Below are 8,738 nucleotides of genomic sequence, written 5' to 3'. Positions count from 1 at the left end.
GCTGCGAGGTAGATTTTGAGGGTGTTACTTTTGAGGGTAGTTTTCATGATTGGATGATATTTAACGTTTGAAAAATGGTTGATTAACTGCCTAAAAAAGTCTCGTAACACCCAAATCGTTTTTTTTTACGGACTGAATCAACCATTTTTAGGAGTGAACCGTATGTTTTTTAGGAGTGAACTGAGGTTTTGTTCATTCAACCATAAATCAAAATTCAATGCTGAATTAAGGCTTGAAAAGAGGCTATTTTCGCAAAAAACAATAACTTATTCGGCGTAAAAAAGCCGCATTTAACGACCACAGAAATGGAAAGCGCGTTTGAAAAATACATCCAGTCTTATTTTGGAATTCCGCCCGAAACGGTGACGGAAATTATCTCCTATTTTCAGCCAATGACTTTAGGGAAAGGTGAATATTTTCTAAAAGAAGGGGCAAAATGCGATAAAATGGGGTTTGTGCAATCGGGCATCATGCGCGAATACCTCACCGAAGAGCAGGGCCGAGAAGTAACCAAATGGATTTCGACCTCAGGGTATTTTGTTGTTGATATTGCCGCTTTTTTGTTTAATTCTCCCGCCCGTTGGAATCTTCAGGCCCTTTCAGACTGTGAATTATTGGTCATTCACCAGAAAGATTACGCCCAAATCGGCCAAAAAATACCGCAATGGCCCGAATTGGAGAAGCTGTTCATTGCCCGTTGCTTTACGATTCTGGAGCAGCGCATCGTGACGCACCTGTCTTTGACGAGCGAAGAGCGTTACCAGTTGTTTTTTACCCATCATCGGGAGTTATTCAACTTGGTACCGTTGCAGTATTTGGCTTCGATGCTCGGCATGACCCCCGAAACTTTCAGCCGAATCAGAAATAAATTGGCCAAACGCACTTCTTGATTTTTGTCAAGAGAGATGATAATAATGGGCGCGACCTTTGTATCATCAATCAACGCAAAAAATAAGTAAGACAATGAAAATCAACCCAAATGCGCCCGTCAAACAAGCAAAACAAATCATGATTTATGCCGCACCCGAAAAAGTATGGGCGGTGTTGACCGATATCAATCATTGGGTAAACTGGAACAACAAAATTACCCAAGCGCATGTATCCCAAACCCCAAGCGTAGGCGTAGGGTTTGATTGGAAGGTAAACGGGGCAAAAATAAAATCAGTACTGCACAGCGTTGAAATCAATAAAAGTTTTGGATGGAGCGGGACTACCTTTGGCGGTTCGGCCATTCATAATTGGTATTTGTCCGCCCAAAATGGCGGAACCTTGGTAAACGTTGAAGAAAGCATGGAAGGTTGGCTGGTGTATTTATTTAAGAACAAAATGAACCAAGACCTTGAAAAAGATATACAGTTTTGGCTAGAAATGCTCAAAAAAGAATGTGAAAAATAGGGCTGGCTTTAGACTTTGTAAATACCCGACTAAAAGGGTAAAGTTTTGGAATAATGAGTAATTTTTGGGTTAACCGACATTATGTAAAAAAATGGTAACCAACCCTTTAAATCTCAACATAACAATGCGATTAATTCAATTTATTCATTCCGATAATCAACCCCACGTTGGCATTGTCAAAGAAGACAAAATTCAAGTTTTGTCGGACATAAACTCTGTCTATGATTTGTTTCATGATGCTGCTAAAAATAATCTAAGTCTGGAGGAGAGAGCTACAGCGTTGGCTGGAGAACAGTTTGTTGAATACGAAACTTTAATAAAGACAAATAGACTTTTGCCGCCGTTAACCCACCCAGACCCGTATCATACGTGGATTTCTGGCACGGGGTTAACGCACTTAGGCAGTGCTGCTTCCCGCAACGCGATGCACGATAAAACCAACGTGACCGAGCTTACCGATTCGATGAAAATATTCAAGATGGGAGTGGAAAACGGGAAAATGCAAGCGGGTATTCCTGCCTCTCAACCCGAATGGTTTTTCAAGGGAAATGGCCTGATGGCGGTCAATCCAGGGCAGGATTTAACGTCGCCAGCGTTTGGAATGGACGGAGGCGAAGAGCCTGAAATGGTGGGTTTGTACATCGTAGATGCGCAAGGTACTCCGCAGCGCATCGGCTTTGCGGTGGGAAATGAGTTTTCAGACCACAAAATGGAGCGTATCAACTACCTGTATTTGGCCCATTCCAAACTGCGAAATTGCTCCTACGGGCCAGAGTTGTTGTTAGGCAACCTTCCCGAATCGGTCACTGGAATCAGTCGCATTATTCGTGATGATAAAGTGTTTTGGGAAAAAGAATTTTTGACGGGAGAGGCACACATGAGCCATAATTTGGCCAATTTGGAACACCATCATTTTAAACACAAATTGTTTAGACAGCCAGGAGATGTGCATGTTCACTTTTTCGGAACGTCGGTGTTGAGCTTTGCTGATGCCATCGAAACGCAAGAAGGCGATATTTTTGAAATCACGGCGGAAGGTTTTGGAAAGCCTTTACGCAACCGATTGATTATCGAAAAATAATGAGAATCGATTTTAGCTTACTTTGTTGAGTAAAATAACTTAATATATTGAGTAAAATGAATAAACCTGTGCAAATTATTGATAATCAAGTGCTTGATTGAGAGAGCCTTCAGCGCTTAAAGCCAGAATAACGAAAAAATACGACCTCCCTGATGTTCAAACTTTAACAACAAACGCGTCAAACCAAAGAAATTAGTCTTTGATTTGACGCGTTTTGTAATGGTGTTAATCTCCTTAAATCTTGGGTTCCCAGCCTTTTTCGTACTCACGTCCCCACAGTTTCATGGCGTCGCGGTCGCGGATGTGGCCGTTTTGTGGGTCAACTTCAAAAGATTTATTGGTACGATAAGCGATGTTGGCTAGGTGACAAAGTAAGGTACTTTTAGCACCTTCGTCAATGGGTGAGGCTTGTTTTGCCTTGCCCCGTACGGCGTCAAAGAAATTGACCACGTGGCGCGTGGTCATGTCGCCACCACCGCCCAAGGCCGTGCCTGCTTCCGAGCCAGTCGACTTGCTGTCTTTGATTACTTTGCCGTCGCGACTAAATAATTTATAGCCGTCGCGGTCAACGTATACACTTCCGTTGCTGCCATAGATGACCGTTCCACGGTCGCTTCCGTAGGTTTTGTGGCCGTTGCGGCTTTTACCATCCCATTTGATTACTTTATTTCCGGGAAAGCGGAACATGGCATCCATAGTATCGTACATGGTCCAACCGTCGTCCAAGAAAGAGCGTTTGGCGGCCTCCACCATGACAAATTCGGGAAATTCTACCTGTAAAGCCCAACGCGCCACGTCCAACTCGTGCGTGGCGTTGTTGCCACTTTCGGCAGTACCGTAATCCCAGCCGTACCAGTGCCAGTTATAATCCCAAGTATCGTGCGTGTATTCTCTGCGAGGTGCTGGCCCTTGAAACAATTCCCAATCCAAACCATCGGGAACGGGGGATTTTTTAGGAACAGGAACCTCCCCGCGTGAGGCGGCGTAGAAAGCCACGGCTTTGTAGGCCGTTCCGATGGCGCCGTTATGAATTTGGTTAATAATGTCAATCGACTCCAACGACGAACGTTGCTGATTGCCCATTTGAATCACTTTGCCGTATTTTTTCTGGCATTCCGCCAAAATTTCACCTTCACGAGGATTATGGCTACAAGGTTTTTCGACATAAACGTGCTTCCCAGCCTGCACGGCCATCCACGTACCGGGTGCGTGCCAGTGGTCGGGAGTTGCGTTTATGATGGCATCTACTTGTTTATCCGCGTATATCTTGCGAAAATCATTTTCTAATTTTGGCGCATAAGTAATGTGCTTTGAAAACTTTTGGGCCGCCGATTCGCGCTGTTTTTTCATGACATCGCACAAATAAATCAACTCTACGTTGCTGCTTTTGAGTCCAATAGGCTCATAATAAGCCCCTAAACGTCGCCCCAAGCCCAAAATGGCAAGGTTGATACGGTCGTTAGCCCCGATGATTTTGGCGTAACTTTTGGCCGACATGCCGTTTGCCAACCCGCCAAAGGTTAAGCCAGCGGTGCTGAGTGCGGCTTTCTTTATAAATTCTCTTCTCGAATTTTCCATTTTAAATTTGGTTAAATACTTGTCTGTTAGCAATATAGATTATTTGAACCCGGTGATTATGTCTACACTTTCCGTTTGCCTTTTTTAGAGGCCTCACAAACCCCTTTGAAATACCCTACCGACTCGGCAATGCCCGCCAACGGGTCTTTCATGTCTTTTTCGTATTCCAGACTGCAACAGCCGTCGTATTTTACTTTACGAAGCATGGCCACAAACGCAGGCACATCAATCACCCCACGGCCCAATTCGCAGGTTTTCCCGTCTTTTGAAGCGGCGGTTACGTTTTTAAGGTGAATATCAAAAATCCGTTTGTTGTATTTTTCCAAATCGGCAATGGGGTCATCTCCAAAGCGCATGTCGTGACCCATGTCAAAACAAAGGCCGATGCGCGGATCAAGATTTTTGACGGCATCAATCACCGACGAGGCATTGGGCCAAAGTTTAATGTCTGGGCCGTGAATGTGAATCGCATAACGCATGTCGTACTCTTTCACTTTCTTGTCAATGTAAGGCAAAAGGTCTTCATTGGGAACCCCAACGATGAGTTTTACCCCTACACGCCGCGCATAATCAAAGCCATTGTCGATTTCTTGCGTTGTTTTCATATAAATTGGACCCACGGCGTAGCCCGTTACCCCAGATTTTTTTAGGGTTTCGTGAAAAGCCGTAATCTGCTCGGCGGTACTATTAAAAGGCAAATGGAAGTCTTTGATACACAGGTAGTGCACGTCCACTTTTTTCATCATTTCGAGGGCTTGGTCCAGCTTGAAATGCACGAAACTGTAGCCAGCAATTCCCAATTTAAACAGGTCTTCGTTGGCCTGAGCGTTGGTTTGAGATGCGCCAAAGGAAGCCGCTGCTGGGCTCGCCAAAGCGATGGTCCCCACGGCATTTTTAAGGAATGATCTACGGTTGGTCATGAAAGTGGATTATTATGTGCCTGCGCACGGTTGATGGTTTTTTGGGTTCTTTAATCAATGCTTATAAAGTGTCCTTTTGGGGATATGCCGTTCGAGCAACTCCTTATTTTTTAAAGAAGGGGCTTGTTTTTCTCTACTTACTGGCATTTTCTATTAAAGGTTGAAAGGGTGAGGGAGCATTGGTTACGCAAACGTTTTCGTTAAAAGGTCAACGTAAGCTATTGACTATCTGCATGATGCGTAACTTGCAGATTATGAATGGATACCCCCAAGAATCGCATAGGCTTGTGTGTCGGGGATTTTTTTTTCAATAATTCAAAAATAATTTTTCCATAGAGTGCTTTATCCCTCATGGGTAGTAAAGCTGAGCGGCTGCGGGTGATTTGCTGAAAATCGTTGAATTTGATTTTCAGGGGAGCAGTAAGTCCGTAAATCTGCGGGTATGTACACCATTTCAATAGAAATATGTGGAACCATCAGGTTTTAATTTTCAACAATTTATGCAAAACATCATTTGTATAACGTTGAAAATATACATATCTTTAAAATGATTAAATCAGACCTATGAAGCTTCAACAAATTTCGCCCAAGCAAGAGATAGCGCCGTCAGTGGGTAAAGTGGTGTTAACCGTCAGTCAATTGATTAGTTATTTTGGGGCTTCTTTAAAAAAGCCCAACAACTACCCGCGCATTGCCCGCGCCTACGTTGAGTATTGCCTAAACAATCAATTTGGGATGGATGTCGTCAGTCTTAATTTCTACGCTGCTGGAAAAAAAGGGAATCTGGTTTCGCCTGTTCGTAAGTTTTTGAAGTTTTACGCCGAACAAGGCCAGCCGCAAGTGGTCTTGGACCCACCCACCACGAGCAAAATTTCGCCCGCTGCCAACGAGTTGATTCTGGGTTATCTCAACGATGCCACTCATTTGCGCGGCGATCAAAGTCGGGAAAACTATACCAAAGCCCTAAACGCTTTTTTTGAATACACCGAAACAGAAACCATGTCTGGTCGGCCCGCCTCTTTTTCCAGTCGCACCGTTGGGCAATACGTTAACTTTCTGCGAACCAAAAACTTATCGGCTTTTACCATCAATTTTTATTTATCAGTGATTAAACAATTGACGGTTTGGGTCATCAAAAATCGCTCTCGGTTGGGGCTGTCGGCAGAACAATTGGAAGACTTACACGAAATTTCGGGTATCCGTGGACTGAGAATTGAGCGGGGTTTCTACAAGGAAAGTTTGAACGAAACCGAGCGGGCCGACTTGCTTGCCTCCATCGAAAACCCCACCGACCGCGCCATTGTTGCGTTGTTGGGTATCGAAGGCCTCCGCACGGTAGAGGTATGCAGGTTGCAGGTTGGTGATGTTGATTTGGAGCGCGGTCAATTGTGGGTATTAGGGAAAGGAAAACATACCAAAAAAGTCATTAAACTTTTTGAAACTTGTGCGGAGGCATTGCGCCAGTATAGTATACATATAGGTGATCAAACCACCAAAAACACCCCGCTTTTTCCAGATTTAAAGACTGCCCAAATTCGCTATCGGGTTGATAAATACTTGAAAGCCCTGGGACTGAAAAGACCAAAAATATCGGCTCATAGTTTACGTCATACAGTGGGGCAATTGTTGATTGAAAAGGGGGTTGAACCGATTCACGTTCAGCGGCATTTACGGCATGAGTTGTTTGAAACCACTCAGTTTTATATAAAAAAACAAACGGAGAAAGAGTACCTAAACAAAATGCCTGATTAGGTATATTTAATCATCCCATGCTGTAAACGGTTTTATCTCTATTAAAGGAATTAATTTGTTGGTATTTTTTAATATAAAAACGGAATAAAAACGTTATAAAACCAATAAATGTCAGTTTACATACAATTAACAATGAACAAGCTCATACGTAAAATTGGGTTCAATAAGCGGAAGTATTACCTGAAACCTAGTTTCTTCCTGAAACACCGAAACGGCGGGCTGATTCAGAAGTTGATACTTCGCCATGATATTATTGAGACCGATTTTGTTAGAAGCCACGGCCAGACGTTTTTTTTGAAGGTTATTCTCAACACACAAAGTATTATCAGCCGCATAAATCCGAATATGCAGCGGTTTGGAAGCAGAAACAATATTGTGTTTTACGGCATTTTCAAACAATAATTGAAGCGTCAAGGGTGGAATGAGAAAGTACAAATACTGTTTTGGAATATCAATACTGAGTTCAATCCCTTTTCCATGACGGGTTTTGAGAAGGTTAAAATACGCTTTTATAAACGCTATTTCCTCCTCCAAGGCACACAATTCACGGTTGTTTTCCCGCAGTAAATAGCGATAAACCGACGAAAGTTCGTCAATAAAGTCACTCGCTTTTTCGGGACTCGAATGCACCAGAGACGAAATAGAATTTAAACTGTTAAACAAAAAATGTGGGTTAATCTGGGCCTTCAATGAATCAAGTTGACTCTGTAAATTGGCCTTTTTTAATTCCTGTGCTTCTTTGTAGGAAACCCGCCATAAACGATACAAATAAAAGCCCTCAAAGACCGTAGCAATCTGAATCGTGCCGACCAATGACACCAAAGCATTGAAAAAATAGGGCTTAAAATGGGTATAATCTACATAATCCCAGACGGCAAAAAGTTGATAAAAATATGTTTGTACCACCCTAATCGCAAAAGAGCCAATGGTAAACCAAACGGCTTGATACAAAATACGTTGCCGGGTATGAATGAGTTCTGGGAATTTTCGGCGGGAATAAATAATACCGATGCGGTTTACTTCCCACACAAAAACCGCCCCCAAAACAAAGAAAAAAGGGATTTTCCAGTCCTTTGGATAAGGAACATTGGTGTAACCGTACATGACCCACTGCCCAAAAAGAGCAATAAGCGGAACACCCGCCAAACGGGTCCATTTATCGTTTAATTTTTTCATCAATTTCCGATACGAATCCCCTATTTGCCCATCCATTCTTTAAAATCACCGACACGTTCACGGCTTACCGTAACTTCTTTCTCGACGGAAGGTTTTAGGTCCAGTTTTAGTTTTCCATTAAAATAATTATGAATCTGATCCACTGATTTTATTCCCAGAATATACTGACGATTGATTCTAAAATAGTATTTAGGGTCAAGTTGTTGTTCGAGTTCATCAAGGCTGTAATCAATCACATGTTTAACCCGGTCGCGGGTCATTAAAAAAGTAATCCCTTCATCTGTGTAAAAATAAGCAATATCCATGATTTCAACTGGAATCAGGCGTTGTCCGAGTTTCACCAAAAAACGGGAGCGATACTCACGGAGTTGGTTATGACGCTGCAACTCCGAAACCAATTTAGATATATCAATCGTCTGTGTCTGAGCACTGTTTATCTGCTCATATTTTCGCAACGCCCTTTCGAGTTCTTCTTTCTTTATGGGCTTAAGTAGATAATCGACGCTGTTTACCCGAAAAGCCTGAATGGCATATTCATCGTAAGATGTTGTAAAAATAACCGGGCTTTTTACCTCCATTTGGTTAAAAATCTCAAAACTTTGCCCATCGCACAGTTCAATATCCATTAAAATCAAATCAGGATTTGGGTTGGCTTCGAGCCATTCAACGGTGCTTTCAATACCGTCTGTTATACCAGAAATTCGGAGTTCAGGAGCAACTTCAAGCAGCAATTTTGATAATTTTTGTACTGCTAAGGGTTCATCTTCAACGATAAGCACGTTCATGGATTTGTTCATTTGAGAATGTAAAATGACACAAAATTACCGCAACAGTAA

Annotated in this window: 9 protein-coding genes; 4 read left to right on the top strand and 5 right to left on the bottom strand. The window is 42.7% G+C overall.

Going from position 1 to position 8,738, the window contains the following annotated elements:
* Positions 1–305: 305 nt before the first annotated feature.
* The 3 genes from DVG78_RS28420 (at position 306) to araD1 (ending at position 2,476) form a co-directional block, all read left to right on the top strand.
* Entirely contained in the window at positions 306–890 is a 585-nt protein-coding gene (locus DVG78_RS28420) for a Crp/Fnr family transcriptional regulator (RefSeq protein WP_114464398.1), read from the top strand.
* Between the two features lie 73 nt (positions 891–963).
* Positions 964–1,395: an SRPBCC family protein gene (locus DVG78_RS28415; RefSeq protein ID WP_114464397.1), complete on the top strand. Its 432-nt coding sequence runs from the start codon at positions 964–966 to the stop codon at positions 1,393–1,395.
* A 124-nt stretch (positions 1,396–1,519) separates the two neighbouring features.
* Entirely contained in the window at positions 1,520–2,476 is a 957-nt protein-coding gene (gene araD1 / locus DVG78_RS28410; protein ID WP_114464406.1) for an AraD1 family protein, read from the top strand.
* A 234-nt stretch (positions 2,477–2,710) separates the two neighbouring features.
* Here the strand turns inward: araD1 and DVG78_RS28405 are convergent, their stop codons facing one another.
* From DVG78_RS28405 to DVG78_RS28395, 3 genes are all read right to left on the bottom strand, one after another.
* Positions 2,711–4,054, bottom strand: coding sequence for a Gfo/Idh/MocA family protein (locus DVG78_RS28405; protein WP_114464396.1), 1,344 nt, complete (start codon positions 4,052–4,054; stop codon positions 2,711–2,713).
* A 62-nt stretch (positions 4,055–4,116) separates the two neighbouring features.
* Entirely contained in the window at positions 4,117–4,974 is an 858-nt protein-coding gene (locus DVG78_RS28400) for a sugar phosphate isomerase/epimerase family protein (protein ID WP_114464395.1), read from the bottom strand.
* 218 nt (positions 4,975–5,192) lie between these two features.
* A complete protein-coding gene (locus DVG78_RS28395; RefSeq protein ID WP_229598342.1) occupies positions 5,193–5,432 on the bottom strand; it encodes a DinB/UmuC family translesion DNA polymerase in 240 nt (79 codons plus the stop codon).
* 106 nt (positions 5,433–5,538) lie between these two features.
* On the opposite strand from DVG78_RS28395, the gene DVG78_RS28390 reads away from it, so the two are divergent.
* A complete protein-coding gene (locus DVG78_RS28390; RefSeq protein WP_114464393.1) occupies positions 5,539–6,726 on the top strand; it encodes a tyrosine-type recombinase/integrase in 1,188 nt (395 codons plus the stop codon).
* A gap of 126 nt (positions 6,727–6,852) precedes the next feature.
* Here DVG78_RS28390 and DVG78_RS28385 read toward each other — a convergent pair whose 3' ends face one another.
* A complete protein-coding gene (locus tag DVG78_RS28385) occupies positions 6,853–7,902 on the bottom strand; it encodes a sensor histidine kinase (RefSeq protein ID WP_114464405.1) in 1,050 nt (349 codons plus the stop codon).
* Between the two features lie 20 nt (positions 7,903–7,922).
* Positions 7,923–8,687, bottom strand: coding sequence for a LytR/AlgR family response regulator transcription factor (locus DVG78_RS28380; protein WP_114464404.1), 765 nt, complete (start codon positions 8,685–8,687; stop codon positions 7,923–7,925).
* Positions 8,688–8,738 lie beyond the last annotated feature (51 nt).

It is taken from the genome of Runella aurantiaca, assembly GCF_003339505.1.
Lineage (GTDB): Bacteria > Bacteroidota > Bacteroidia > Cytophagales > Spirosomataceae > Runella > Runella aurantiaca.
The sequence above is the reverse complement of the archived record's forward strand: the minus strand, read 5'-3'. Positions and strand labels throughout refer to the sequence as shown.